Origin of the sequence: Flavobacterium sp. ACN2, assembly GCF_002303885.1 — a bacterium.
In the GTDB taxonomy this organism is placed as follows: Bacteria; Bacteroidota; Bacteroidia; order Flavobacteriales; family Flavobacteriaceae; genus Flavobacterium.
On sequence record NZ_MRCM01000006.1, the window covers coordinates 247,242 to 272,521 of the forward strand.

The 25,280-nt window shown below is 33.3% G+C and carries 22 protein-coding genes; 11 read left to right on the forward strand and 11 right to left on the reverse strand.

All coding sequences use genetic code 11. The annotated features are described in order from the left end of the window. The first annotated feature begins 17 nt into the window (after positions 1 to 17). The 4 genes from ilvB to acs all read left to right on the forward strand — a co-directional run bounded on the left by ilvB (position 18) and on the right by acs (position 6,244). A complete protein-coding gene (gene ilvB / locus BSF41_RS09760; RefSeq protein WP_095929306.1) occupies positions 18 to 1,706 on the forward strand; it encodes a biosynthetic-type acetolactate synthase large subunit in 1,689 nt (562 codons plus the stop codon). Positions 1,707 to 1,792: 86 nt separating this feature from the next. Beyond that, positions 1,793 to 2,314: an acetolactate synthase small subunit gene (gene ilvN, locus BSF41_RS09765; RefSeq protein WP_095929307.1), complete on the forward strand. Its 522-nt coding sequence runs from the start codon at positions 1,793 to 1,795 to the stop codon at positions 2,312 to 2,314. Positions 2,315 to 2,373: 59 nt separating this feature from the next. Beyond that, positions 2,374 to 3,843, forward strand: a complete 1,470-nt coding sequence (gene ilvC / locus BSF41_RS09770; RefSeq protein WP_095929308.1) for a ketol-acid reductoisomerase — start codon at positions 2,374 to 2,376, stop codon at positions 3,841 to 3,843. Positions 3,844 to 4,333: 490 nt separating this feature from the next. Continuing rightward, positions 4,334 to 6,244 carry an acetate--CoA ligase gene (gene acs, locus BSF41_RS09775; protein WP_095929309.1) on the forward strand — a complete coding sequence of 637 codons (1,911 nt, stop codon included), beginning with the start codon at positions 4,334 to 4,336 and terminating at the stop codon, positions 6,242 to 6,244. Between the two features lie 96 nt (positions 6,245 to 6,340). Here the strand turns inward: acs and BSF41_RS09780 are convergent, their stop codons facing one another. The 5 genes from BSF41_RS09780 to BSF41_RS09800 form a co-directional block, all read right to left on the reverse strand. Then, the gene (locus BSF41_RS09780) at positions 6,341 to 6,733 is read right to left on the reverse strand and encodes a hypothetical protein (RefSeq protein ID WP_095929310.1); all 393 of its coding nucleotides are present in this window, start codon (positions 6,731 to 6,733) and stop codon (positions 6,341 to 6,343) included. 104 nt (positions 6,734 to 6,837) lie between these two features. Continuing rightward, positions 6,838 to 7,434 (reverse strand): 3'-5' exonuclease, encoded by a 597-nt coding sequence (locus tag BSF41_RS09785; protein WP_095929311.1) that lies wholly within the window; start codon positions 7,432 to 7,434, stop codon positions 6,838 to 6,840. A gap of 3 nt (positions 7,435 to 7,437) precedes the next feature. Continuing rightward, on the reverse strand, positions 7,438 to 9,354 hold the full coding sequence (locus tag BSF41_RS09790; protein ID WP_095929312.1) for a DUF294 nucleotidyltransferase-like domain-containing protein: 1,917 nt from the start codon (positions 9,352 to 9,354) through the stop codon (positions 7,438 to 7,440). Positions 9,355 to 10,141: 787 nt separating this feature from the next. After that, complete coding sequence (locus BSF41_RS09795; protein ID WP_095929341.1) at positions 10,142 to 10,525, reverse strand: hypothetical protein; 384 nt, start codon at positions 10,523 to 10,525, stop codon at positions 10,142 to 10,144. An 86-nt stretch (positions 10,526 to 10,611) separates the two neighbouring features. Continuing rightward, entirely contained in the window at positions 10,612 to 11,028 is a 417-nt protein-coding gene (locus BSF41_RS09800; protein WP_095929313.1) for a hypothetical protein, read from the reverse strand. A 145-nt stretch (positions 11,029 to 11,173) separates the two neighbouring features. On the opposite strand from BSF41_RS09800, the gene BSF41_RS09805 reads away from it, so the two are divergent. Further along, positions 11,174 to 12,403, forward strand: coding sequence for a multidrug effflux MFS transporter (locus tag BSF41_RS09805; RefSeq protein ID WP_095929314.1), 1,230 nt, complete (start codon positions 11,174 to 11,176; stop codon positions 12,401 to 12,403). A gap of 153 nt (positions 12,404 to 12,556) precedes the next feature. On the opposite strand, the gene BSF41_RS09810 is transcribed toward BSF41_RS09805, so the two are convergent. The 4 genes from BSF41_RS09810 to BSF41_RS09825 all read right to left on the reverse strand — a co-directional run bounded on the left by BSF41_RS09810 (position 12,557) and on the right by BSF41_RS09825 (position 17,594). After that, positions 12,557 to 13,822 carry an NAD(P)/FAD-dependent oxidoreductase gene (locus BSF41_RS09810; RefSeq protein WP_095929315.1) on the reverse strand — a complete coding sequence of 422 codons (1,266 nt, stop codon included), beginning with the start codon at positions 13,820 to 13,822 and terminating at the stop codon, positions 12,557 to 12,559. A gap of 80 nt (positions 13,823 to 13,902) precedes the next feature. Then, the gene (locus BSF41_RS09815; RefSeq protein ID WP_095929342.1) at positions 13,903 to 15,237 is read right to left on the reverse strand and encodes a DEAD/DEAH box helicase; all 1,335 of its coding nucleotides are present in this window, start codon (positions 15,235 to 15,237) and stop codon (positions 13,903 to 13,905) included. A 175-nt stretch (positions 15,238 to 15,412) separates the two neighbouring features. Beyond that, positions 15,413 to 16,951 carry a DEAD/DEAH box helicase gene (locus BSF41_RS09820; RefSeq protein ID WP_095929316.1) on the reverse strand — a complete coding sequence of 513 codons (1,539 nt, stop codon included), beginning with the start codon at positions 16,949 to 16,951 and terminating at the stop codon, positions 15,413 to 15,415. 109 nt (positions 16,952 to 17,060) lie between these two features. After that, a complete protein-coding gene (locus BSF41_RS09825) occupies positions 17,061 to 17,594 on the reverse strand; it encodes a DUF6155 family protein (protein ID WP_095929317.1) in 534 nt (177 codons plus the stop codon). Between the two features lie 140 nt (positions 17,595 to 17,734). On the opposite strand from BSF41_RS09825, the gene BSF41_RS09830 reads away from it, so the two are divergent. After that, a complete protein-coding gene (locus BSF41_RS09830) occupies positions 17,735 to 18,028 on the forward strand; it encodes a DUF3817 domain-containing protein (RefSeq protein WP_095929318.1) in 294 nt (97 codons plus the stop codon). Continuing rightward, a complete protein-coding gene (locus BSF41_RS09835; RefSeq protein ID WP_095929319.1) occupies positions 18,021 to 19,268 on the forward strand; it encodes a mechanosensitive ion channel family protein in 1,248 nt (415 codons plus the stop codon). Before BSF41_RS09830 ends, BSF41_RS09835 begins: the two co-directional genes overlap by 8 nt. Before the next feature lie 242 nt (positions 19,269 to 19,510). On the opposite strand, the gene BSF41_RS09840 is transcribed toward BSF41_RS09835, so the two are convergent. Next, complete coding sequence (locus BSF41_RS09840; protein ID WP_095929320.1) at positions 19,511 to 19,930, reverse strand: hypothetical protein; 420 nt, start codon at positions 19,928 to 19,930, stop codon at positions 19,511 to 19,513. Between the two features lie 82 nt (positions 19,931 to 20,012). Between BSF41_RS09840 and BSF41_RS09845 the strand changes: the two genes are divergently transcribed. The 3 genes from BSF41_RS09845 to BSF41_RS09855 all read left to right on the forward strand — a co-directional run bounded on the left by BSF41_RS09845 (position 20,013) and on the right by BSF41_RS09855 (position 22,094). Next, on the forward strand, positions 20,013 to 20,414 hold the full coding sequence (locus BSF41_RS09845) for a glyoxalase (RefSeq protein WP_095929321.1): 402 nt from the start codon (positions 20,013 to 20,015) through the stop codon (positions 20,412 to 20,414). Between the two features lie 9 nt (positions 20,415 to 20,423). Next, a complete protein-coding gene (locus BSF41_RS09850; protein WP_095929322.1) occupies positions 20,424 to 20,999 on the forward strand; it encodes a Crp/Fnr family transcriptional regulator in 576 nt (191 codons plus the stop codon). A gap of 123 nt (positions 21,000 to 21,122) precedes the next feature. Then, positions 21,123 to 22,094 carry a zinc-binding alcohol dehydrogenase family protein gene (locus BSF41_RS09855; protein ID WP_095929323.1) on the forward strand — a complete coding sequence of 324 codons (972 nt, stop codon included), beginning with the start codon at positions 21,123 to 21,125 and terminating at the stop codon, positions 22,092 to 22,094. Between the two features lie 66 nt (positions 22,095 to 22,160). Here BSF41_RS09855 and BSF41_RS09860 read toward each other — a convergent pair whose 3' ends face one another. After that, the gene (locus BSF41_RS09860; protein WP_095929324.1) at positions 22,161 to 24,137 is read right to left on the reverse strand and encodes a thiamine pyrophosphate-dependent enzyme; all 1,977 of its coding nucleotides are present in this window, start codon (positions 24,135 to 24,137) and stop codon (positions 22,161 to 22,163) included. 190 nt (positions 24,138 to 24,327) lie between these two features. On the opposite strand from BSF41_RS09860, the gene BSF41_RS09865 reads away from it, so the two are divergent. Then, positions 24,328 to 25,278, forward strand: coding sequence for an isopenicillin N synthase family oxygenase (locus tag BSF41_RS09865; RefSeq protein ID WP_095929325.1), 951 nt, complete (start codon positions 24,328 to 24,330; stop codon positions 25,276 to 25,278). Positions 25,279 to 25,280: the final 2 nt, after the last annotated feature.

Sequence of the window (25,280 nt, forward strand, 5' to 3'; positions counted from 1 at the left end):
TGAAAAAACAATATACTATGAAAATATCAGGGGCAGAAGCCGTTATAAGATGTTTATTAGCAGAAGGAGTAGATTTAATTTATGGTTACCCAGGTGGTGCTATAATGCCAGTTTACGACGAATTATATAAATTTCAAGATCAGTTACACCACGTTTTAGTACGTCACGAACAAGGTGCAACACATGCAGCTCAAGGTTATGCAAGAGCTACGGGAAAAGTAGGGGTGGCAATTGCTACTTCTGGACCAGGTGCTACAAATTTAGTGACTGGTATTGCAGATGCTCAAATCGATTCAACTCCGTTAGTATGTATTACAGGTCAGGTTGGAAGACATTTATTAGGATCTGATGCATTTCAGGAAACAGATATTATCGGAATTTCAACACCGGTTACAAAATGGAATTTTCAGGTAACTGAAGCTTCTCAAATTCCTGAAATTATTGCAAAAGCATTTTACATTGCTCGTTCTGGTCGTCCAGGGCCTGTATTGGTAGATATTACTAAAAACGCTCAATTTGATGAGTTCGAATTTAGTTATGAAAAATGTACAGGAATTAGAAGTTATGTTCCGGTTCCAAAATTAAACTTAGATAAAGTTGCCGAAGCTGCAGCTCTAATCAATAGCGCCAAAAAACCTTTTATTGTTTTTGGACAAGGAGTTATTTTGGGTCAGGCTGAAGCTGAGTTTAAAGCGGTGATTGAAAAAGCTGGAATTCCAGCAGCATGGACAATTTTAGGACTTTCGGCTTTGCCAACAGATCATCCTCTAAACGTCGGTATGCTTGGAATGCACGGAAATTATGCGCCAAATTTACTAACAAACGAATGTGATGTTTTAATTGCTTTCGGAATGCGTTTTGATGATCGTGTTACAGGTAAATTAAGCACTTATGCAAAACAAGCAAAAGTAATTCACTTCGAAATTGATCCTGCGGAGGTTGATAAAAATGTGAAAACAGAAATTGCGGTTTTAGGAGATGTAAAAGAATCTTTAGCAGCTTTGTTGCCACTTCTTGATGCAAAATCTCATGATTTATGGCACAATGAATTTAAGGAATTAAATAAAGTTGAATATGATTCAGTGATAAAAGAAGAATTAAATCCAACAAATGGTAAAGGGATTTCGATGGGAGAAACTATCGAAATGATCAACAAACATTCAAAAGGAGATGCTATTATCGTTTCAGATGTTGGACAGCATCAAATGTTTGCTTGCCGTTATGCTAAATTCAATTCGACTAAAAGTAATATTACTTCTGGCGGATTAGGAACTATGGGATTCGCATTGCCTGCTGCAATTGGAGCAAAAATGGGAAAACCAGAGCGTGAAGTAGTAGCGATTATTGGTGATGGAGGCTTCCAAATGACAATTCAGGAACTTGGAACTATTTTCCAAACTCAAGTTCCAGTTAAGATTGTTATTCTAAACAATGAATTCTTAGGAATGGTTCGTCAATGGCAGGAATTATTCTTTGATAACAGATATGCTTCAACAAAAATGATTAATCCAAATTTCATTGCAATTGCCGAAGGATATTATATCAAATCTAAAAAAGTTACACAGCGTGAAGATCTAGATGCAGCGGTCGCTGAGATGCTGGCATCAAAAGATTCATACTTCTTAGAAGTTGTAGTCGAAAAAGAAAACAACGTTTTCCCAATGATTCCAACAGGAGCTTGTGTGTCAGAAATTAGATTAAGTTAATAAAAAGGTTTCAGGTTTCAAGTTTCATGTTCCAAGTTCAACAACTTGAAACCTGAAACTTGAAACAAATAAAACTAAAAAAACAAATGGAAGATAAAACATTTACCATATCGGTATACTCAGAAAATAATGTGGGTTTGTTAAATAGAATATCTGGAATATTCTTAAAGCGTCACATTAATATATTAAGTCTAAATGTTTCAGAATCAGAAATAGAGAATGTTTCAAGATTTATTATCGTAGTAAATACGACAGAAAAATGGGTTCAGAATATTGTAGGCCAGATTGAAAAACAAATTGAAGTTATAAAAGCATTTTATCATACAGATGAAGAGACTATTTTCTTAGAAAATGCTTTGTTTAAAATCGCTTCAAGTTTGTTATTTGACGAAAAGCAAATTCAGAATATCATCAAAGAAAGCCAGTCTACAATTGTAACGGTTTCTCGTGATTTCTTCGTGATTTCAAAATCAGGAAGACGTTCTGAAATTGAGGAATTATACCAAAAGTTCAAACCATACGGAATTATGCAGTTTGTGCGTTCGGGAAGAATATCAGTTTCTAAACAAAAAATGGAGATTTCTACATTGTTAGAATCCTTTAAATAATAATCTTAGTTATATAAAATCAATATTAAAATTTCATTTCATTAAATATTAAAACAAAAATGGCAAATTATTTCAATACATTACCACTTAGATTACAATTAGAACAATTAGGAGTTTGCGAATTTATGGAGCAATCTGAATTTGCAGACGGAATTGCAGCATTGGCTGGAAAAAAAGTTGTAATTGTTGGTTGTGGAGCACAAGGTTTGAATCAAGGTTTAAACATGAGAGATTCTGGTTTAGACATTTCTTATGCATTGCGTGCTGATGCAATTGCAGAAAAAAGAGCTTCTTATAAAAATGCAACTGAAAATGGTTTTACGGTAGGAACTTACGAAGAATTGATTCCAACTGCAGATTTAGTTTGTAACCTTACACCAGACAAACAGCATACTGCTGTGGTAACTGCTATTATGCCATTAATGAAACAGGGATCTACTTTGTCTTACTCTCACGGATTCAACATTGTAGAAGAAGGAATGCAGATTCGTAAAGACATCACTGTAATTATGTGTGCTCCTAAATGTCCAGGTTCTGAGGTACGTGAAGAGTACAAAAGAGGATTTGGAGTTCCAACTCTTATCGCTGTTCACCCAGAAAATGATCCAAACGGATTTGGTTTAGATCAAGCAAAAGCTTACGCTGTAGCAACTGGAGGACACAGAGCAGGAGTTTTAAGATCATCTTTCGTAGCTGAAGTAAAATCAGATTTAATGGGTGAGCAAACTATTCTTTGTGGTTTATTGCAAACAGGATCTATTTTATGTTTCGACAAAATGGTTGAAAAAGGAATTGATGCTGCATATGCTTCTAAATTAATCCAATACGGATGGGAAACTATCACTGAAGCTTTGAAACACGGTGGTATTACAAATATGATGGATCGTTTAAATAATCCTTCAAAAATCGAAGCTTACGAATTAGCTGAAGAATTAAAAGATATCATGCGTCCATTATTCCAAAAACACCAAGACGATATCATTTCTGGAGAATTCTCTAGAACGATGATGGCTGACTGGGCTAATGACGATGTTAACTTATTGAAATGGAGAGCTGCAACAGGAGAAACTAACTTCGAAAAAACAGCTCCACAAGAAGCTCCAATCTCAGAGCAAGAATATTTTGACAATGGTGTATTAATGATTGCAATGGTAAAAGCTGGTGTTGAGTTAGCTTTTGAAACAATGACAGAAGCTGGAATCATCGAAGAATCTGCTTATTACGAGTCATTACACGAATTGCCATTAATTGCAAACACAATTGCAAGAAAGAAATTGTTTGAAATGAACCGTGTAATTTCTGATACTGCTGAGTACGGATGTTACTTATTTGATCATGCATGTAAGCCATTATTGACTGAATTCATGAAAAAAGTAGAAACTAATATTATTGGTAAACCATTTTCAACATCAAACGGAGTTGATAATGCAGTATTGATCGCTGTAAACAAAGAAATTCGTCAACACCCTATCGAAGAAGTAGGTGCTTGGTTGAGAGAGTCTATGACAGCAATGAAAAAAATTGGATAATTAAAAAAATTGGGAATTCCCGCAGAATTCGATTTTGCGGGATTTGCACTGTATCAATGATTTGTAATATTTTGAATTAGTAAGCACTTATTAAGATAAAAGATATAGATGCATATTGCATTCACTTAACTTCTGTGAGAGAGTTAAGTGAAGCGGATCCCTAATAATGGGGTATATTTATAAAATATACTTGTTGAAATTTCTGTTTTAATTAATAATGATGCTGCTATTTTCAAAATAGAGAAAAGTCTCGCAGTGCGGTTTGCAAAAAATTAATTGTTATTGAAATTTGTTAAATTAAAAAAGGCATAATATCTATTTATTATGCCTTTTTTGCCTTAAGTGCCAATAAAAAATAAAGGATTTAAAATAATTTCAGATAATTATCATATTTTATTAAATAAATGTTTTTTTTTAATGAAATTTATGAATTAAATTATTTCACGGATACGTTCAGATTTAATACATTTATAAAAAAATTCAACAAACGATGAGCTATTACAAAATTGAAAATTTAGAACAATACTTTAAACATTACAATAAATCAATAAGAGAGCCAAGAAAGTTTTGGGGAAAAATAGCTGAGGAGAATTTCACATGGTACCAGCAATGGGAAAAGGTTGTTGATTTTAATATGGCGGAAGCAGAAGTAAAGTGGTTTACAGACGCTAAAGTTAACATTACCAAAAACTGTATTGATAGACATTTAAGCAAAAGAGGAGAGAAGACGGCAATTATTTTTGAACCGAACGACCCTTCTGAAGAAGCTTTACATATAACGTATAATGAATTATACGAAAGAGTTTCAAAAATGGCAAACGTTCTTCGCGAGCAAGGTGTTCGTAAAGGAGACAGAGTTTGCATTTATTTGCCAATGATTCCAGAATTGGCTGTTTCTGTTTTGGCTTGTGCTAGAATTGGAGCTATTCACTCTGTTGTTTTCGCTGGATTTTCTGCTTCTGCAGTTTCTGCGAGAATAAATGATTGTGAATGTAAAATGGTAATTACATCAGACGGAGGTTATAGAGGAAACAAAACAATTGACTTAAAAGGAATTGTTGATGAAGCTCTAGACACTTGCCCTTCTGTTACAAAAGTGTTAGTCGCTAAAAGAACTAATACTAATGTTAAGATGAAAGAGGGCCGTGATGTTTGGTTGCAGCCATTATTAGACGCAGCTTTAGATAATAGTGTTGCTGAAATTATGGATGCCGAAGATCCGTTATTTATTCTATATACTTCAGGATCAACAGGAAAACCAAAAGGTATGGTTCACACTACTGCTGGTTATATGGTTTATACGGCATATACTTTCAAAAATGTTTTCAATTACGAAGACAATGATATTTTCTGGTGTACAGCAGATATCGGATGGATCACAGGTCACTCTTATATATTATATGGTCCATTATTAAACGGAGCTACAACTGTTATTTTTGAAGGAGTTCCTTCTTATCCAGATTTTAGCCGTTTTTGGGATATTATCGAAAAACACAAAATCACTCAATTCTATACAGCGCCAACAGCAATACGTTCGTTAGCAAAAGAAAGTTTAGATTACATTCAAAAATATCCTCTAAAATCTCTTAAAGTTATTGGATCTGTTGGAGAGCCAATTAACGAAGAGGCTTGGCACTGGTTTAATGACCACGTTGGAGATAAGAGATGTCCGGTTGTAGATACTTGGTGGCAGACAGAAACTGGAGGAATTATGATTTCGCCCATTGCTTTTGTAACACCAACCAAACCAACTTATGCAACATTGCCATTACCTGGAATCCAACCTGTTTTAATGGATGAAAAACGCAATGAAATTGAAGGAAACCAAGTAGTTGGAAGTTTATGTATTAAATTCCCATGGCCAGGAATCGCTAGAACTATTTGGGGAGATCATCAACGTTATAAAGACACTTATTTCTCTGCTTTCCCTGGAAAATATTTTACAGGAGACGGCGCTTTAAGAGATGAAGTTGGATACTACAGAATCACGGGTAGAGTAGATGACGTAGTAATTGTTTCTGGTCATAATTTAGGAACTGCGCCAATTGAAGATGCGATCAACGAGCACCCAGCTGTTGCAGAATCTGCTATTGTTGGATTCCCACATGATATTAAAGGAAATGCTTTATATGGTTACGTTATTCTGAAAGAAACTGGAGAAGTTAGAAATAAAGAAAACCTTTCTAAAGAGATTAACCAATATATTGCTGATCACATTGGGCCGATCGCTAAATTAGATAAAATCCAGTTCGTTTCTGGTTTGCCAAAAACACGCTCAGGAAAAATTATGCGTAGAATTTTACGTAAAATTGCCGAAGGAGATTTTTCTAATTTTGGAGATACTTCAACTTTATTGAATCCAGAAATTGTAGAAGAAATTATAAAGGAAAGGATTTCTTAAGTAAGAATATAAATCTAAAAACGCCTCTTAAAATTAAGAGGCGTTTTTTATTAATCGATTGTAATTTGTAAATTTAAAAATGTAGATTTTTTTCTATTATTCTGCAATTTTTATGTTAACATCGTTTACAAAAACAAGAGTTTCCGAATTACTTAAGTTAGTAAGAGATAAAATTCCATTTTTTTTCTCATTAACTCCATTTATTTTAAAACAAAATTCATTACCATCTTTATCTCGTAAAGTTACATATTCAGTATTGTTATCCGAATAATTCTGACAGCTGCGTGAGACAGTATATTTGTACATCACTTTCATTTGGTTGTTGTCATAATTGTAAACATTTCCATCTTGATTAAAAACCCATTTAGTATCCACATTTGCTTTAGAGTACCAGCTTCCTAAGATACGCTTAGATGAGGGATCTTGTTTTTGTGCAAAAATTGTTGTTGCAAAAAATAGCATGGGTAAAATAATTAATAGTTTTTTCATAGATTTTAAATTTAAAGTAGATTTTTTGTTTGTACTGCTGAGATAATTTATACCAAAGTTACGAGGGGCTTTTTTGTATTTTTAGTAATTAATGTTTTTTAAATTTATTTGATTCCCAATCTAGATTTTAGTTTTAAGAATAAAAGCCCAATTCGGTAGGCATCTTCAGAAGAAGAATTGCGATCACTTTTTGGAATTTTATAAATTTCGCATAAATCGTCAAGCGAAAACTGTTTGTCGTTTATATCAGTCAATTTTCTATACATCACATCGACGTCTAGAGCTTCATTTTTTAATCGGCCACAATTCAAGCGTTCTAGGGCAGCATTCAGCATTTCAATATCGAAATTGATATGATGTCCAACTAAAATTGAATTTCCGATAAATTTTACAAAAGCTTCAAGAGCATCAGGTTCAGGCATTTTCATCATTTTGCTTTCAATGATAAATTCATTAGAAAGTCCGTTATCCTGAAGGTATTTATATTGTAATAAGACTGTTTCGAAACTTTCTTTAATAACAATACTGTCGTCAATAACTGAGAAGGCTCCAAGAGACAAAACAACATCTTTATCCGGATTTAAACCAGAAGTTTCAGTAGACAAAACCACAAACTTATTAGGTTTGGTTTCGAATTTAGTCAAATAGTCTTTCCAGAACTCTGGATAGTCTTTGTTAATGTTTTTTAGCCAGTCTAGCATATTTTATGAGAATTGTGTCAATTGAAATTTACTCTTAATCAGTTCCTCCAGGTCTTTCATTGGGGATAGTGCATTTTTTAATTTCTCTTTGTCAGTTTTTGACATTTCTCTTAAATTAATATATTGGCCCGAGTCGTCATTTTTTAATCCTTCAACAGTTCTAAATTTAGAAAGCGTTAAAAAAGCTTCTGCACAGCTTAAATAAATTTCAGCATTTTTAGAATCTGTAATTGCCAATTGCTTGAATCTCAAGTAAGTATTTTGAATTCCTTTAATATTTGCATTTAATATCAATAAACGTGCTCCATCAATTAATGGCATCAAAGCTCTTGTCTTAATGTCAAATTTATCTTTGTTAGGACCATCTTCTTCAACAATAAATTTCTTGAAAAAGCTTAAAGGAGAATTTCTCTTCAAAGCATCATTTCCTAAAAAGTCAAAGAATAAAGTGTTGTTAACGGCATTCTTAAAAATCACGTTTTCAATAGCTTCTTCAATTTTTGGTTCTCCAAAAACAATTTCGTAATCAAAGAAAATACTGCTCAAATCATTACTGTTTTCTCCCGGAGTATTCATCCAGCTATTGTATTGTTTTGTCCAGTCGCTCAATGATTTGCACCAAAGCATGTTGCTTCCCATATGTCCATTTGGACAATAATCGTAGCCTACTTTTTCTAATATAGAAGTAGTGCGTTTTGCCAATCTTAAGAAATAATCTTTTACTTCTCTGTATTTTTCTGGCGTAACATCTTCAAAAATTAAAATACTATCTTGATCTGTTAGCAATAATTGCTCCTTACGCCCTTGACTACCAATACTTAACCAAGCGAAACGTGCAGGAGGGGAGCCTAAGTCTAAAATAGATAATTCGACTGCTCTCTTAATGATAGCTAGGTTAATCTCGCTTGCAATATTGCTAACGTGCGAGATTGGAATATTTTTTTGGATCGAATTCTGAATCAAATCTGATAGACGATCACGTATTTGTTTTAAATCTTTTGGAAGCTGAGAACGTTTAATCTCTTTAATTAACACACCAGGGTTACTAGCTTGTGCTACAATAAGATCGTGCTCAGAAATAATTCCTTTAACTACAGATTTGCTTGTACCATCTTTAGTAACACATAAGTGCGTTACATTGTGTTTCAGCATTAATAATTGCGCTTCGGCCAAAGAGACATTTTCTAAAACTGTAACAACTGGCGATGACATAATTTTATCGATAGTTTCAGTAATAGGAAAGCGTCCTGTTGCAATTTTTGACGATAAATCAGCATTGGTTACAATACCAATTGGGTGATTTTTTTCGCCACAGATTATAATGTTATCTAACATAGAATCTGTCATTAAAATGGCAACGTCTTTAATTATAGAATCTGCTTTTGTCGTTAACGGTGAGTTATTGTAGTTAAGTGACTGAATGTATTGCATTTCTGTCTGCTGATCTATATAATCAGAATCTGAAACTAACTTGCCGTTAGAACTCATGCTGTCTTTGGTGTGGCGTGAATTTACAGCGAAACTCTCAAGAAGAAAGTTTAATACATCAGAATTATTGGCTACAAAAGGTCTAAAAACAGCAATTGGAATAGCATATACAATACTTTCTTCACGCGCTTTAGCCGTCATCATGTAGTTGTTTTTGGCAAAAAACGGACGTAAACCAAAAATATCGCCTTCATGACACTTATTTATAATAGTTTCTTCGGCATCAGCAATAGTCGTAAGATTAATGACACCAGAAGCTACAACATAAAAGTTCTCATGAAGCGGATCGTTATTTTGAAATAATACCGCATGCTTTTCTAAATTAATGACACGAATATTCGTAGCAATATCTGATAATTCCTGAAAAGTTAAATTATCAAACGGTTTGTATTCTTTTAAAAAATCTGCAATATGTTCAGCAACTGTATTCATATATGTGATAATTTATTTTTAAAGTATCGAATGTAAAAATAGTAAAATAAACTCTTACAATGAAAGTTCTTTAGTAGAAACTAATTATTTTAAAGAAATGTTAAAAGATAATGACAATAAGACTTGCAAAAACTTTTATGTTTTGAAATTTTGAATATTTAGGATTGGCAAAAAGATGATTTATTCTGAGCAACAACAATTAACCAGATTGATAAATACTGCGATATTTGAAATTATTTTAAATCGAAAATCATACAGCGCATTTATGAACAATTGAATTTAAGAAAAATGTTTTGATTTGAAAACTTACTATATAAATCCGGCACGCTAAATTTTCAGTATTTAGGAATTTTAGAAAATAAAATTCATACAGCGTATTTATAAGCGATTTGAATTCAAGGAAAATATTTGAATTGAAAACGAACGGATAATTATCAGGTTAAATTTTTAATATTTGAGAACTTTTTAAATTGAAAACTGTACAATGGATTTATAAGCGATTTGAATTTAGAATAACAAACTATATAATCCAGCAATTCAAATTTTCAATATTTGAGAATTTTTGGAAAATAAAATCATATAACGCATTCTCAGAGATTTTAGTTTTAGAAATAAAAAGTAAAACTCTCAAGCAAAATATAACTCTAGAAGCAAGGATGATAAATTTCCGCTAAATGAAAACATTTAAAACTAAAAGTTATTCAGTGTATTGTAGGGCGGTTTTTGAAATATTCTACTTTACATAATATAAATTATAGATCAAAATAAAATAACTCCGAGAAGGAGCTTATTCATATAATTTATTCAAAATCATATCTTTTGGTACAATATCGCCTCCGCCATTTTTATTAAATTGCAAAACTTCATCTTTTACAAATAAAACTGCGCTAGATGTAACTCCGTTTTTATCTTTCAATTTTATTTGAGCTTTATCGCCATGCGGATATACATGTCCGGAAACTTCCAAAATTCCAGAGTTTAATTCTTTATGATCGCTTGTAACTTCGGCGGTTCCAAAAATCTTATAATTGGATTGTGCAATCGTAATTGTAAAAATATACTCTTTCTTGCAGTCTTTACATTTTTGGTTTCCCCAAGTTCCTGAGAATTTGTTTTGCTGTGAGAATGCTTGCAAGGAAATTAAAAATGCCAGGAAAAGAAATTTTTTCATTGTAGTTTGTTTTATTAAAATCTGAACCAAATATAAATCAAAAAAGCATCACAAATTTGCGATGCTTTTTCTAAATCTTTTAAAATTTACAATTTTTTCAAATAAACCGATTTTCCGTTTAACGAAACATCAATTTGATTGTTTTTTTCGTTAAAAGTTGTTCGCAAAGCATTTCCGTTAAAAATACTAACGTCGCCATACACATGACCCGCTTCACTAGAAGTATAATCAAATTTTACTTTTTTGTTTCCTGGTTCAATACCTAATTTGTAACTAGAAAATTTTGTTCCTCTTAAATCGAAATCTTGCTGCGAATCGATAATTTTTCCATCAGCGTAAAAATTGGTAACCGATTTACTTAATGTAATGTCTGGATAATATTGATTTACTTTTTTAAGAAGCTCGTACTGCTCAACGCTGGCTTCTTCTTGTTTTGACGTAATAGTTTGAGCAAATGAAATTGATGTAAATAAAACTGCTAATAACAAAAGGTACTTTTTCATACTTTCTTAATTTAAAGATTAATAGATAGTTACGCTCAATAATTTTCGCGATTACTTTAATTTATTGTTATAAACTTCTTCAAGTTCTATAACAAGGTATGAAATCTTTACCTTTGCAGAAAATTATAAGCCCTTTTTTAAGATAATGACAACAAAAAAATATATTCAGCTAATCCTCATATTAGGTTCTTTAACCGCTCTAGGTCCTTTTTCAATAGATATGTATCTGCCTGGTTTCTCAGGAATTGCAAAAGATTTAAATACTACTGTTGCTAAAGTTTCTATGAGTTTATCCAGTTATTTCATCGGAATTTCGGCTGGACAATTGCTTTATGGACCTTTATTGGACCGTTTCGGACGTAAAAAACCGTTATTTATTGGACTTTTAGTTTATATTCTCGCTTCTTTAGGATGCATTTATGTTGCTGATATAGATTCATTTATATTTCTTCGTTTTATTCAGGCTATTGGGAGCTGTGCTGCCACAGTTGCTTCTGTAGCAATGGTTCGAGATTTATTTCCTGTAAAAGATATTCCGAAAGTGTTTTCGCTTTTAATGCTCGTTGTGGGACTTTCTCCAATGTTGGCGCCAACTGTTGGCGGTTATGTTACAGAAGATTTAGGCTGGCACGCTGTATTTTTTATTTTGATGTGCATGGGAATTTTGATTTTAGCAGCTTCTCAATTCGGACTTCCAGATACTTACAAACCAGATACTTCAATTTCTTTAAAACCAAAACCGATTATATCTAATTTTCTGTTAGTTTTAAAAGAGCCTCAATTTTACACTTATGCATTTACTGGAGCAGTCGCATTTTCGGGATTATTTTCTTATGTAGCGGCTTCGCCTCTAGTTTTTATGGATATTTATAAGGTAGACGCTAAAACGTATGGATGGATTTTTGCGCTAATGTCTGTTAGTTTCATTGGTTCGAGTCAGTTAAATTCTATGCTATTGAAGCGATTTTCAAGTGAGCAAATGATTTTTGGAGCTTTAATTTCGCAATCTATTATTAGCGTCATATTCTTGATTTTGGCTTTAAATGATCTTTTAGGATTGTACCAAACGATCGGAATGTTATTCTTATTTTTAGCCTGTTTAGGAATCTCAAATCCAAATACGGCTGGGTTAACACTTGCTCCTTTTGCTAAAAATACCGGAAGTGCTTCTGCGTTAATGGGCGCAATTCAGCTAGGAATTGGTGCTTTGGCTTCGTTTGCAGTTGGTGTTTTTGTAAAAAGTTCTGTAATACCTATGGTTGCCATTATGACCACTACAACTATTACAGCATTTATTATTTTAAATATTGGAAAACGATTTATAAAAGAAAAAGTTGAATTGTCAGATAGCGACGATATAATTATAGGACATTAAAAAAGAATTAAATTCCATTTTTTTTTAAAAATCCAAATTCCAATTGGATTATATACAATAAAGCCGAAATCTAATGATTTCGGCTTTATATTTTTTGGATTTTGGAATTTCAAAAAATTGGAATTTTTAAAATTTATTGGAATTTTACAAAACCTAATTTTGTGTCTTTTTATCTGGTCTAATAATCATTCTAAGCGATTGATCTTTTGCAAAATAAGCAACCATCCAATTCCAGAATGTGTTTAATCTGTTTCTGTAAGTGATTAAAGAAATTAAGTGTATAAACAACCAGATGATCCAAGCAAAGAAACCTTTAAAATGCCATTTTGGACTAGGTAGATCTACAACAGCTTTTGCTTTTCCTATAATAGCCATAGATCCTTTGTCTTTGTATGCAAATGGTTTAAGAGGTTTATTGACCACAATGGCTTTGAAATTTTTAGCCAGATTTAATCCTTGCTGAATGGCAACCTGAGCAACCTGCGGATGACCATCAGGGAAATTTTTATCTCCTGCAGCAATTGCTGTATCACCAATGGCATAGATATTCTCTACACCGTTTACTTTATTGTATTCGTCAGTTGCCATGCGTCGGCCACGTCCGTAACTTTCTTTCGGAATTCCTTCAAAGATTTTTGCAGAAACACCTGCAGCCCAAATTAAGTTTTTGGTTTTAATGGTTTCTCCATTTTCAAAGACCACTGTATCATCAACGTAATCAACAACTTTAGTGTTTAGTTTTACTACAACTCCAAGTTTTGTCAGCGCCTCCAAAGTATCTTTTTGTGAATCTTTGCTCATTGGCGATAAAAGTGCATCTCCACCATCAACCAAATAAACATTGCTCGCAGAAGTATCCAATTCTGGATATTCTTTAAGCAGAATATTTTTTCTCATTTCAGCAAACATTCCAGAAACCTCCACTCCTGTAGGCCCCCCTCCTGCTACTACGATTGTAAGTAATTTACGTCTTTTTCGCATATCCTTACAAATGGCTGCTTTTTCAAGGTTTTTAAGCAATGTGTTACGCATTACGATGGCATCATTTAAGGTTTTCATCGGAATGGCATTTTTCATTACGTTTTCCATGCCAAAATAACTCGTTTCTGCACCAGTGGCAAAAACAAGATAATCGTATTCAAGTTCTCCGTTGCTTAAAGTGATTTTCTTTTCGGCAGGAGAAACAGATAATAATTCGCCAAGACGAAAACTTAGATTTTTTTTACCTGCGAAAAATTTTCTAAAAGGATAACTAATGCTCGATGGTTCTAAAAACGCCGTAGCAACTTGATATATAAGTGGTGGGAAAAAGTTATAATTATTCTTGTCGACAAGCGTTACTTGTATTTGAGGCTGATTTACAAGTTCTTTTGCTAGGTTAATCCCTGCAAATCCCCCTCCAATAATGACTATTCTCATATATGTTGTATTAAGTAGGATTATAAAATAATTCCTTATAAATATACAACTTTAATATGCAATGACAATTGTCATATTTATTACTTTTTGAATTTTTTAACTGTTTTTTCAACTACATCGATTTTGTTCTGTAAGACATAACTTGCCATTAATTTCTCGATTAGTTCGTCTTTTGTCAAATGATGAAAAACGGTTTTTACTCTGGTTTTTAAATCTTGCGAAAGCTCATGATTGGGCTTTGTTTTGAAGATTTGTTTTGCCCACAAAAGCATATTGTTTTCTTCAAGACTTACTGCTGAAGGTTTTTTAAATTCAGAGAATTTAATTCCTAATTCTCTTTCAAAATCAGCAATTTCAAAAACTTCTTCTTGTTGTAAAACCGTCAAAGAAAGTCCTTTTGCTCCTGCCCTTGCTGTTCTTCCACTTCGGTGAACGTAGTTTTCGTAAGTATCAGGTAAGTGATAATTAATTACATATGAGATTTCTTTAACATCGATTCCTCTCGCAGCCAAATCGGTTGCAACCAAAATATTGATATGTCCTTCGCGAAACTGTTCCATAATTCGATCACGAATTCCCTGTGTCAAACTTCCGTGAAGTGCTCCCGAGGAAAATTTATTGATGGCCAGATTTTTAGCTAATTTATTAACAGCAGCTTTAGTTTTACAGAAAATAATTCCTCTTTCTCCATCTCTAGAATTCAAGAAATGCATTAAAACTTCCAGTTTTTCAATTGGATCTACCACAATATATTCGTGGTCTATTCCTTCATTTCCAACAGTTTCCATATTGGCGCTTATCTGAACCACATTTTTGTTCAAATAATTCTGAATCAGCTGTTTTATGGTTCCAGGAAGTGTAGCTGAAAATAATAAAGTGCGGTGCTTTTTAGGCAGTTCTGCAACAATTTCGTCTAAACTTTCTTTAAGAATGGCTACCATTTCATCGGCTTCATCCAAAACTAGATATTCAGTTTGTTTTAAATCGATTGCTTTTCGCTGAATCAAATCGATCAAACGTCCTGGAGTCGCCACTACGATTTGAGCGCCTTCTTTTAATCTTTCGATTTGTGGTTTTATTGGAGTTCCTCCGCAAATTGAAGCAATAGATATATTAGGAATATATTTTGAAAAGCTTTCTAAGTTTCTAAAAATCTGCTGTCCCAGTTCTCTCGTTGGAACTAAAATAACAGCTTGAACTATTGTTGATTCTGCATTTACCAATTGTAATAAAGGCAATCCAAAAGCAGCAGTTTTTCCGGTTCCTGTTTTTGCTAAACCAACAATATCATGGGTTTCGCTCAAAAATAACGGAATTGTTTTTTGTTGAATTTCTGTTGGTTCAACAATGTTTAATTCGCTTAAAGCTTTTAAAATTGGAGCCGAAAGTCCTAATGTTGAGAATGGTTTAGACATTTTTTTTAGTTTTTTTGTTTCGCGTTTCATGTTTCAAGTTACATAGAAACTTAATAAGTTGAAAGGAGAAATTACATTTACACTGAAATGCGATTTCTCCTTTTGTATTATAAATAATGTTTTAGATTCCAATAACTTGAAACATGAAATCTGAAACAATTAAACTTTTAAATTATCAATCTGGTTCGTTCATGATTTTTTCACGATATTTTTTCCCGATCAATAAAGTCAATCTTTGTTTGTAATCGTCAACCAGCCATTCGCGGTAGTTTTTACTACATTGGCTCAAACATTTCGAATAACGCTTGATACGGTCTTCAATATCATCTTCTAATTCTTTAGCTAGCATTTTTGCTTCCTGAAGCGTTTCTGTATTGTCTACACACATTCCGGCATGCTGATCTAAAGATTTGTCTAAAACTACTTTTGAACGAAGATTCTGTTTGATGATTAATTTGTGTTCTTCATCAACATCAAAACTAACGTCGGCCGTTTTGCTAAATTTGGCACGCAATTCTGGTGGCATGCTGTATTTAAAGAACATTTCGATTTCATGATCATCACGAAGATTCTCCAAATAAAACTCTGGCGATTTAAAAATATGCTGCCAGTTTACAGGATCGCTCCATAAACCAAAACGAGCGGCATTGTTTCCTAAATCGATAACTGTAAATTCGTCTTTTCCAGGCAATTTACGAGAACCACGACCAATCATTTGGAAATATAGCGTTAATGATTTTGTTGCTCTATTCAAAATAATAGTTTCTACAGTTGGTTCGTCAAAACCAGTTGTCAAAATTCCGACAGAAGTCAAAATGGCATCTGGAGTCTTTTTAAACCATTGCAGAATGTCTTTACGCTCTTCAGAACTACTTGTGTTATCTAAGTGACGAATATCGTAACCCGCTTCTCTAAACGTTTCATATACATATAATGAAGTATGAATACCGTTATTGAAAATTAATGTTTTCTTTCCTAAAGAACGTTCCGTATAGGCATGAAGCAGTTTTTCCTGCATCAAAGTATTGGTATATAAATCATCTGAAGATTTTACAGTATAATCTCCATTGATACCCACTTTTAGCGAAGTCAAACCAACATCATAGCTGTAAGTTGTAGCTTTTGCCAAGAAACCTTTTTCAATCAAAGAACCAATAGTATCACCCACAATAAGCTCGTTGTAACTTTGGTGCATTGGTAATTTTATGTTCGAACTCAAAGGTGTTGCTGTTACTCCAAGAATAAAAGCATTTTTAAATGAGTTTAATAGTTTTCTAAATGAGTTGTAGTGTGCCTCATCAATAATAACCAAACCGATATTGTCTAGATGAAGTTTTTCATCGTTAATACGGTTTTTTAAAGTTTCAACCATCGCCACGAAACAAGAAAAATCATTCTGATCTGGCAATTCTTTTACTTTACTATTGATTATTTTGTTTGTTACACCAAAACCAGTTAACATTTTTGAAGTTTGTTTACAAAGTTCGATTCGGTGCGTTAAAACCACCACTTTTTTATCATTATGAGATAAATAGCGGCGAACGATTTCAGAAAATATTACTGTTTTTCCTCCTCCTGTTGGAAGCTGATACAGTAAGTGGTGTTTTGGAGGAGCATTGTCTAAACGGTCAAAAATGGCGTCAATATCGCCTTTTTGGTATGCATACAGTTCTTTCTTCTCTTCTCTTTGTATTTCTAAAGTGTTTTGAGACATTGTTTATTTTTGGATTTTTGCAAAAATACATCGAAAAAACAGTTATTCATCTTCTTTTAACTTAAAATAAATGTTTTTTTTAAATAAAGATTTTTTATGAGAAAGGCTTTTAATAGTCGATTTTCTCCAAAATTGCCTCAAATTCGTACTTATTTTTCCATTTTTGCTCGGAAGTTTCGTTCTGAATTGCATTAATTCGCAATTTAAAATCGTTAAAAATTCCGTTTGAGACAATAAAATTTACTGCTTGCTCAAAAGAATTAAGGATGCTTTTGTAAAATAATTCCTGCTTGATGAAATTTTGCGAAGAAAACGTTTGCGCAATTTCGATATTATAAAGCATAATATCTGCCACAATATAAGAATCTACTCCTAGCATCATAAAATGCTTAATTAATTTTTGAGCAACCGATCTTCGCATTTTGGCTTTTGGGCGCCATTTTGCCCCAGGTTTTTTAATAGGGAAATATTCGTGCGAGATTTTGACTTTAGCATCCTGAAGCAATTTATCTTCTTTTGGGTTGAAAACAAAGTCATAATACACCTTTACAGGAGCAAATTTCTCGTACAATTCGATCAATTGTTCTTCGAGTTGCTCTTTTGTTAATTCGCCTAAATATTTTTTTAAATCTCTTTTACTCATACAGTAAAGATAATTTTCAAATTCTTAAATTCCAAATTCCAATTTTCGGCCTGTTGAACTTATGTAATTTTGAATTTTTAAATTCTAAAATCAATCCAGAATCCTTAATTTTGCGGGCATAAAACTTAAAAAATATATACATGCTCAAGATTTTCAAAATTACTGCCATTTTAGAGGGAATCTCTTATTTAGTATTGTTTGCTAATATGTTAATTATCAAAAACAATAATCCTGAACTTTACCATACATTATTACGTCCGTTAGGAATGACACACGGTGTTCTATTTATCGGATACATTCTTTTAGCCTTTTTATTGAAAAAATCAATGAATTGGGATTTAAAAACATTTGCAATCATTCTAGTTGCTTCTCTTATTCCGTTTGGAACTTTTTATATCGAGAAAAAATATTTAGAAACTAAAGCAAATGCATAAGCTTTTGGAAAAAATATTTAATTTTTTATATCCTGTTTTTAGAGATTGGGGAATGAGCCGTAATGTTGCGTCTTATACCAGTCTGATCTTTAATATCGCTATTTTAATAGCACTGGCTTATGTAATTTATTACGCAGCCAAATTTCTTTTGGTTACTTTGACCGCTGTTTTTGCGCAACGTACCAAAACCAAGTTTGACGATTATTTAATTCAAAACAAAACAACAAGATATACCGCTTATTTAATTCCGTTTTTCTTTATATACAAAGCCGTTCCCGTTATTTTAGATAAATATGAATATTGGGAATCGATTTTCGGAAAAATTGTCGGTATATATATTGTATTACTTGGATTGTGGATTGTTCGAACGGTTTTTAATTCGTTACGAGATTACTTAAAACAAAAGCCTGAATATAGCGACAAGCCAATTGACAGTTTTGTTCAGGTTATTATGATTGTGCTCTGGATTTTTGGTGTTGCCATGATCATTTCGACTTTATTCGGAATTAAAAAAGGCGAATTATTAACCATTTTAGGAACACTTTCAGCTATTATCATCTTAATTTTTAGAGATACAATTCTAGGATTTGTTTCGAGTGTTCAAGTTGCGATAAACGATATGGTTCGTATTGGCGACTGGATTACAATGGATAAGTTTGGTGCCGATGGAGATGTAATTGAAATCAATCTAACAACGGTAAAAGTTCGAAATTTCGACAATACGATTACCACAATTCCGACGTATGCATTAAGTTCAGATTCGTTCCAGAACTGGCGCGGAATGCAGAAATCTGATGGAAGACGTATCAAGAGACATGTTTTGATAAAAAGCAGCACAATTCGTTTTTTGAATGATGAAGATTTGCATCAACTAAAAAAAGTACAATTGATAACCTCTTATATAGATAGCCGTCAAGCGGAAATTGACAAATACAATGATCTTAGAGGAATTGATAAAACGCTTTCGCTAAATGGCCGAAATATGACCAATTTAGGTTTGTTTAGAAAATACATCATGCAATATTTAAATGATCATCCAGGATTGAACAAAAATATGCATATCATGTGCCGACAATTACAGTCCACCGCACATGGAGTTCCTTTAGAAATTTATGTTTTTTCTAGTGATAAACGTTGGGCTAATTACGAATACATTATGGCTGATATTTTCGATCATGTTATGGCTTCGGTACGATATTTTGATCTTGAAATTTTTGAATTGCCTTCTACGTTGAGTTAGATTTTGTTTCAGGTTTCAGGTTTCAAGTTAATTTAGATTGCGCATATTTAACCGCAAAGAGCGCAAAGAATACGCAAAGTTCGCAAAGTTTTTTTGATAAAGCTTTGCGAACTTTGCGTTTTTATTAAACTCCAATACAAAAAAAACTTTGCGAACCTTGCGGTAAAACACACAAGCCACTTCAACTTGAAACTTGAAACTTGAAACCTGAAACCTGAAACCTGAAACCTGAAACAAAAAAACTACTTCTCCTCTATCCTTTCAAACAGAAATTCAGGATTATGATACTCAATTGGAACTTCTGGAACGTAACACGGAAGATTAAAATAAGTTCCGATTACTCCTTTTCCTAGATAAAGCTTTTCATCTTTCTTTAAAAGAGCCAATGGGACTCTTTTCCAAGCACCGCCAAACGAAATGTAATGATAATCACCTCGAAGCGTATCGCCTCTTAAATCTCCTCGTACATCGCCAGAATCTTTTCCGGTTCCGTAATGACTAATTTCATAGCGTCCGTAAAAACGTTTGTCATTTATATGGATATCCAAAACCGCTGTGTCTTTATTGTTTACAGCACGATATAATTGATGATTGTATTTTTCTTTATCTTCTTTAGAATTGCAAGAAGCTAGTAATAAGCAGAGAAACAGAAATAATCGCATAATTTATTTTTATAAAAACAAAAATAGGTTTTTACTATGGGATTATTTCTTTAACTTTAAATAAAACTAAAAAGAAAAAAACATGGAAGATAGAGACACTTTTTTAAAAGAATTCAGAGGCGAAACTTTAGGAACGGTAAGTGCTCAATCTTCAGCAGATGAGATCTTTCAAAACCAGACCATCAGGCCTATTTTAAAACTCCAAAATGACTTATTCATCGCGGTTTTTATCAATTATGTAAACAAAAACAAACCAGATTTTTATTCTTACTCGGTTGAAAAGAAACTTCAAACCATCGAGAACTCTATTCAGAAAGACATTAAATTCAGGAATTCGCTAAAAGGAATCGTAATGGCGCTTTTTACTGTAGAGGAATACAATATTTACATTCAAAACTCTTCTGATTTAAATAAACGAATGATGAATTTATTGATTGACCGATTGAAAAATCAGGTGCAATTGTTTGAAGTGGAATCAAATTAGAATCAAAAAATGTTCAACCAATTCCGAAACAAATTCCCTTTAACCGATGAAAAATGGAACGAATACATTGGTTATTTTAATCGTCTTGAAGTTCCTGCGAAAACGACACTTTTAGAAGAAGGCGAAGTTTCCAAAAAACTTTATATCATCGAAAAAGGCTGTATTCGGGTTTGGTTTAACAATAACGGAAAAGATCTCACTACGCAATTCTTTTTTGAAAATCAGAGCGTCGCTTCTATCGAAAGTTTTATGAAGAAACTTCCAAGTCCGACAAATATAGAAACGATTGAGCCTTCCGTTTTGTGGTGGATTCATAAAAATGATCTGGATAAAATTCTCGAAGAAATCAAAGAAATCCCAGAATTGAGAGATAGACTCATTAATATGCTTTTTGAGCGCACTTTTGATTATATGAAGTATTTTGTTTCATTTATAAAAGATTCCCCTATAGATCGTTATACTAATTTAATTAAAGAAAGACCTCAAATCATATTACGTGTTCCGCAACATTATATCGCTTCTTATTTGGGAATAACTACTGTACATTTAAGCAGACTAAAAAGTAAATTAGTAAGTAAAGAATAATGACCTTTTAAGCCAAATTTAAATTGACTTATATAACTTATATGGTTTAATAAAATTTGATAACAAATGTTATCGTCTGCCCATAAACGGCTTTCTAATTTTGCTTCATAAAATTTAATAATTATGAAAGCAGCAGTAGTTTATACAAAAGGCGAATTGCCAAAATATGCAGAGTTTCCGGAACCAATTGCATCAAATGAAAATGAAGTTTTGGTTTCGATAAAAGCCGTAGCCATTACAAATCTGGATAAAGGCATTGCAAGCGGAGATCATTATTCTTCGGAAAAAGAAAATCAAAACGGATTTATAGTCGGAAGTGACGGAATTGGAGTTCTAGAAAACGGAACAAGAGTTTATGCCCGCGGAATCTCAGGAACAATCGCCGAAAAAGCTTTAGTAGAGCAAAACCGAATGGTGGTTTTACCAGACGAAATTGACGATGCAACGGCCGCAGCAATGCCAAATGCGGTTGCAGGTTCGGCAATGGCGCTTCGTTTTAAAGCTGGAATAAAGCCTGGTGAAACCGTTTTAATAAATGGAGCAACTGGTTTTACAGGACAAATGGCAGTTCAAATTGCAAAACATTACGGGGCTAAGAACATTATTGTTACGGGAAGAAACGAAAAAGGCCTTGAAAATCTTTTAGAGATTGGTGCAGATGAAATTGTTTCCCTAAAACAAGAAGACGAATCTTTTGTTTCTCAGTTAAAAGAAATACATAAAAATACTCCAATAGATATTGTAATTGATTATTTATGGGGACATTCGGCAGAACTTATTCTTTCCGTTTTAAAAGGAAAAGGAAACTTTACGCATAAAACGAGATATGTTTCTGTAGGTTCAATGTCTGGAGATACTATTCAATTATCTGCACAGATTTTACGAAGCGTTGATCTTCAGTTATCCGGTTCAGGATTAGGAAGCTGGACAAAAGAAGAAGTCAAATTGTTGTTTTCTGAAATACTTCCTGAAATGTTTCTTTTGGCTTCAAAAAATATACTAAAAGTAAATATTGAAACCGTTCATTTATCGGATATTGAGAAAATGTGGAATGCAGAACTTTCTGATGGGAAACGCTTGGTAGTTCTTGTTTAAAGCTTCTAAGTTGCTAAGCTTCTAAGTTTTTTTCTTAGAGTCCTAGCAACTCAGCATCTCAGAAACTTAGTATCTTAGTAACTCAAGGAGAACTTCCTCAAAACGATTTTTTGGTAAAAACTGATCTTCAAGTGCTTTTGTAAACGGAATTGGAGAATCTAAACTCGCTACACGTTTTACAGGAGCGTCAAGATATTCGAAGCAATTTTCCATAATTAAAGCCGAAATATCACTTGCGATTCCACCAAACATAGTGTCTTCTTGGTAGATTATAGCTTTTCCTGTCTTTTTTACAGAAGCGAAAATGGTTTCGGTGTCTAAAGGCTGTAAAGTTCTTAAATCAATTAAATCAGCATCAATTTCTGGATGCTTTGCTAAAGTGTCTAAAGCCCAGTGAACGGGTGCTCCAAACGAAATAATGGTAACAGAATTACCTTCTTTAACCAACGCCGCTTTACCTAAAGGAATAGTGTAATAGTCTGTTGGAACATCTTGATAAATACTTCTGTATAATAATTTATGTTCGAAGAATAAAACTGGATTCGGATCATTAATAGAGGTATTTAGAAGTCCTTTTGCATCATAAGGAAATGCAGGATAAACTACTTTTAAACCTGGAGTTTTAGTAAACCAAGCTTCATTGGTCTGCGAGTGAAATGGTCCTGCCTGAGTTCCTCCGCCGCAAGGCATGCGAACCACAACATCGGCATTTTCACCCCAACGATAATGAGATTTGGCCAATAAATTTACAATTGGATTAAACCCGGTTGAAACAAAATCTGCAAACTGCATTTCTACAATTGCTTTATATCCGTTGATTGATAATCCCATTCCTGTCGAAACAATGGCACTTTCGCAAATTGGCGTATTTCGCACTCTATCTTTTCCAAAAGCATCAACAAAACCATCTGTAATTTTAAAGGCTCCACCGTATTCGGCGATATCTTGCCCCATAAGAACTAAGTTTTTATGACGCCACATAGATTGCTCCAAACTGTTTCGTATGGCATCTATAAAACGAATATTTGTTGAATCAGAATTATGTGTATATTCTTCATATTGAAATGGTTTATAGACATCATCTAATTCTCCACTGTAAGTTGGTTCGATTTCAGGTTCTGCATTTGCCATCGTCCAATTTTCATCAATTTCTTTTTTTATTTCGGCGTGAAATTGTTCGTCTTGTTCTGCCGTTAAAATTCCGTTTTCCGTTAGATATTTTCTGTAATTGGTAACAGGATCTCTCAGTTCCCATTGATCCATTAAATCGTGAGGAACGTATTTTGTGCCACTCGCCTCTTCGTGCCCGCGCATTCTGAACGTTTTAAATTCCAACAAAATAGGACGAGGATTTTCTTGCATTTCCTTTTTTAGCTGAGACAATTTATTATAAACTTCAACTATATTATTTCCGTCAATAATCCAGCTTTCAATTCCGTAGCCAATTCCTTTATCAGCAAGGTTTTCGCAAGCATATTGTTCGTTGGTTGGCGTTGAAAGTCCGTAGCCATTATTTTCAATGATAAACATTACAGGCAATTTCCAAACGGCTGCAATATTTAAAGCTTCGTGAAAATCTCCTTCGCTTGTAGCGCCTTCTCCGGTAAAAACTGCAGTGATTTTTTTATTGTCTTGAAGTCTGTTCGCAAGCGCGATTCCGTCAGCAATTCCTAACTGCGGACCCAAATGCGAAATCATTCCAATAATATTATACTCTTGAGTTCCAAAGTGAAAACTTCTGTCTCGTCCTTTGGTAAAACCATTTGCTTTTCCTTGCCATTGCGAGAATAAACGATGAAGCGGGATTTCTCTTGTTGTAAAAACACCAAGATTTCGGTGCATTGGAAGAATGTACTCTGACTGGTCTAAAACAGCAGTTACTCCAACTGCAATGGCTTCTTGTCCTATTCCAGAAAACCATTTAGAGACTTTTCCTTGTCGTATCAGGATCAGCATCTTCTCCTCGATCAATCTTGGCTTTAATATCTTTTTATATAAATCTAATAACTCGGTGTTAGTAAGGTTTTGTCGGTAAAAAATCATGAAAATTTTTGTTTTTTAGTGTTTCAAATATAACAATTTGCGCCAATTTTATTGGATTATGATATAAAATTTTAATAAGAAATCTGCTTTTAATGCCTGAGCTTAAGATTATTTTCTAAAATATTATCTACCTTTGTTAGCGAAAGGTGCTTATGACACCTTTTATCTTTTAAAATAAAAAATGTAAAGTATGCAAAACATTCCTAGTGTAGACTTACGTGATTTCCTTTCGGACGACCCGAAACGTAAACAAAAATTTGTAAATGAAATCGGCAGTGCATTTGAAAACATTGGCTTCGTTGCCTTAAAAGGTCATTTCCTTGATGATCAGTTGGTAAACGAACTTTATGGTGAAATTAGAAATTTTTTCGCCTTGCCAATAGAGACTAAGCATAAATATGAAATTCCTGGAATCGGCGGACAAAGAGGTTATGTTTCTTTTGGAAAAGAACATGCTAAAGGACGCAAAGAAGGAGATTTAAAAGAATTTTGGCATTTTGGTCAATACGTTGACGCAGATTCAAGATGGGCTTCAGAATACCCAGACAATGTTGAAGTTACCGAATTACCGCGTTTTAATGTAGTGGGTAAAGAAGCGTACCAGAAACTAGAAAAAACAGGGGTTTATGTTTTAAGAGCTTTGGCTTTACATTTAGGTTTAGATGAGTTTTATTTTGACAATTATGCAAAAGAAGGAAACTCAATCTTAAGACCAATCCATTACCCACCTATTACTTCTGAGCCAGAAAACGCAATTCGTGCAGCAGCTCATGGTGATATCAACTTGATTACTTTATTAATGGGAGCTCAAGGTAAAGGATTGCAAGTTCAGAACCATAATGGCGATTGGATCGATGCCATTGCGCAAGATGACGAATTGGTGATCAATGTTGGTGACATGTTGTCTAGACATACTAACAACAAATTAAAATCTACAATTCATCAAGTTGTAAATCCGCCAAGAGAATTGTGGGGAACTTCACGTTATTCAATTCCATTTTTCATGCATCCAGTAAGCGATATGCGTTTGGATTGCCTTGAAAATTGTATTGATGCAGAAAACCCGAAGAAATATGAAGATATTACTGCTGGAGAGTTCTTATACGAACGTTTAGTAGAATTAGGTTTAATTAAAAAATAAAC

What these genes read in the sequence shown, in the direction of transcription:
- BSF41_RS09830 (WP_095929318.1), top strand. Translation starts at nt 17,735, where the DNA reads ATGCTCAAGATTTTCAAAATTACTGCCATTTTAGAGGGAATCTCTTAT.
- BSF41_RS09850 (WP_095929322.1), top strand. Translation starts at nt 20,424, where the DNA reads ATGTTCAACCAATTCCGAAACAAATTCCCTTTAACCGATGAAAAATGG.
- BSF41_RS09780 (WP_095929310.1), bottom strand. Translation starts at nt 6,733, where the DNA reads ATGAAAAAACTATTAATTATTTTACCCATGCTATTTTTTGCAACAACA.
- BSF41_RS09835 (WP_095929319.1), top strand. Translation starts at nt 18,021, where the DNA reads ATGCATAAGCTTTTGGAAAAAATATTTAATTTTTTATATCCTGTTTTT.
- BSF41_RS09785 (WP_095929311.1), bottom strand. Translation starts at nt 7,434, where the DNA reads ATGCTAGACTGGCTAAAAAACATTAACAAAGACTATCCAGAGTTCTGG.
- BSF41_RS09815 (WP_095929342.1), bottom strand. Translation starts at nt 15,237, where the DNA reads ATGTCTAAACCATTCTCAACATTAGGACTTTCGGCTCCAATTTTAAAA.
- acs (WP_095929309.1), top strand. Translation starts at nt 4,334, where the DNA reads ATGAGCTATTACAAAATTGAAAATTTAGAACAATACTTTAAACATTAC.
- BSF41_RS09810 (WP_095929315.1), bottom strand. Translation starts at nt 13,822, where the DNA reads ATGAGAATAGTCATTATTGGAGGGGGATTTGCAGGGATTAACCTAGCA.
- BSF41_RS09865 (WP_095929325.1), top strand. Translation starts at nt 24,328, where the DNA reads ATGCAAAACATTCCTAGTGTAGACTTACGTGATTTCCTTTCGGACGAC.
- BSF41_RS09805 (WP_095929314.1), top strand. Translation starts at nt 11,174, where the DNA reads ATGACAACAAAAAAATATATTCAGCTAATCCTCATATTAGGTTCTTTA.
- ilvN (WP_095929307.1), top strand. Translation starts at nt 1,793, where the DNA reads ATGGAAGATAAAACATTTACCATATCGGTATACTCAGAAAATAATGTG.
- ilvB (WP_095929306.1), top strand. Translation starts at nt 18, where the DNA reads ATGAAAATATCAGGGGCAGAAGCCGTTATAAGATGTTTATTAGCAGAA.
- BSF41_RS09790 (WP_095929312.1), bottom strand. Translation starts at nt 9,354, where the DNA reads ATGAATACAGTTGCTGAACATATTGCAGATTTTTTAAAAGAATACAAA.
- BSF41_RS09820 (WP_095929316.1), bottom strand. Translation starts at nt 16,951, where the DNA reads ATGTCTCAAAACACTTTAGAAATACAAAGAGAAGAGAAGAAAGAACTG.
- BSF41_RS09800 (WP_095929313.1), bottom strand. Translation starts at nt 11,028, where the DNA reads ATGAAAAAGTACCTTTTGTTATTAGCAGTTTTATTTACATCAATTTCA.
- BSF41_RS09860 (WP_095929324.1), bottom strand. Translation starts at nt 24,137, where the DNA reads ATGATTTTTTACCGACAAAACCTTACTAACACCGAGTTATTAGATTTA.
- BSF41_RS09845 (WP_095929321.1), top strand. Translation starts at nt 20,013, where the DNA reads ATGGAAGATAGAGACACTTTTTTAAAAGAATTCAGAGGCGAAACTTTA.
- BSF41_RS09840 (WP_095929320.1), bottom strand. Translation starts at nt 19,930, where the DNA reads ATGCGATTATTTCTGTTTCTCTGCTTATTACTAGCTTCTTGCAATTCT.
- BSF41_RS09795 (WP_095929341.1), bottom strand. Translation starts at nt 10,525, where the DNA reads ATGAAAAAATTTCTTTTCCTGGCATTTTTAATTTCCTTGCAAGCATTC.
- ilvC (WP_095929308.1), top strand. Translation starts at nt 2,374, where the DNA reads ATGGCAAATTATTTCAATACATTACCACTTAGATTACAATTAGAACAA.
- BSF41_RS09825 (WP_095929317.1), bottom strand. Translation starts at nt 17,594, where the DNA reads ATGAGTAAAAGAGATTTAAAAAAATATTTAGGCGAATTAACAAAAGAG.
- BSF41_RS09855 (WP_095929323.1), top strand. Translation starts at nt 21,123, where the DNA reads ATGAAAGCAGCAGTAGTTTATACAAAAGGCGAATTGCCAAAATATGCA.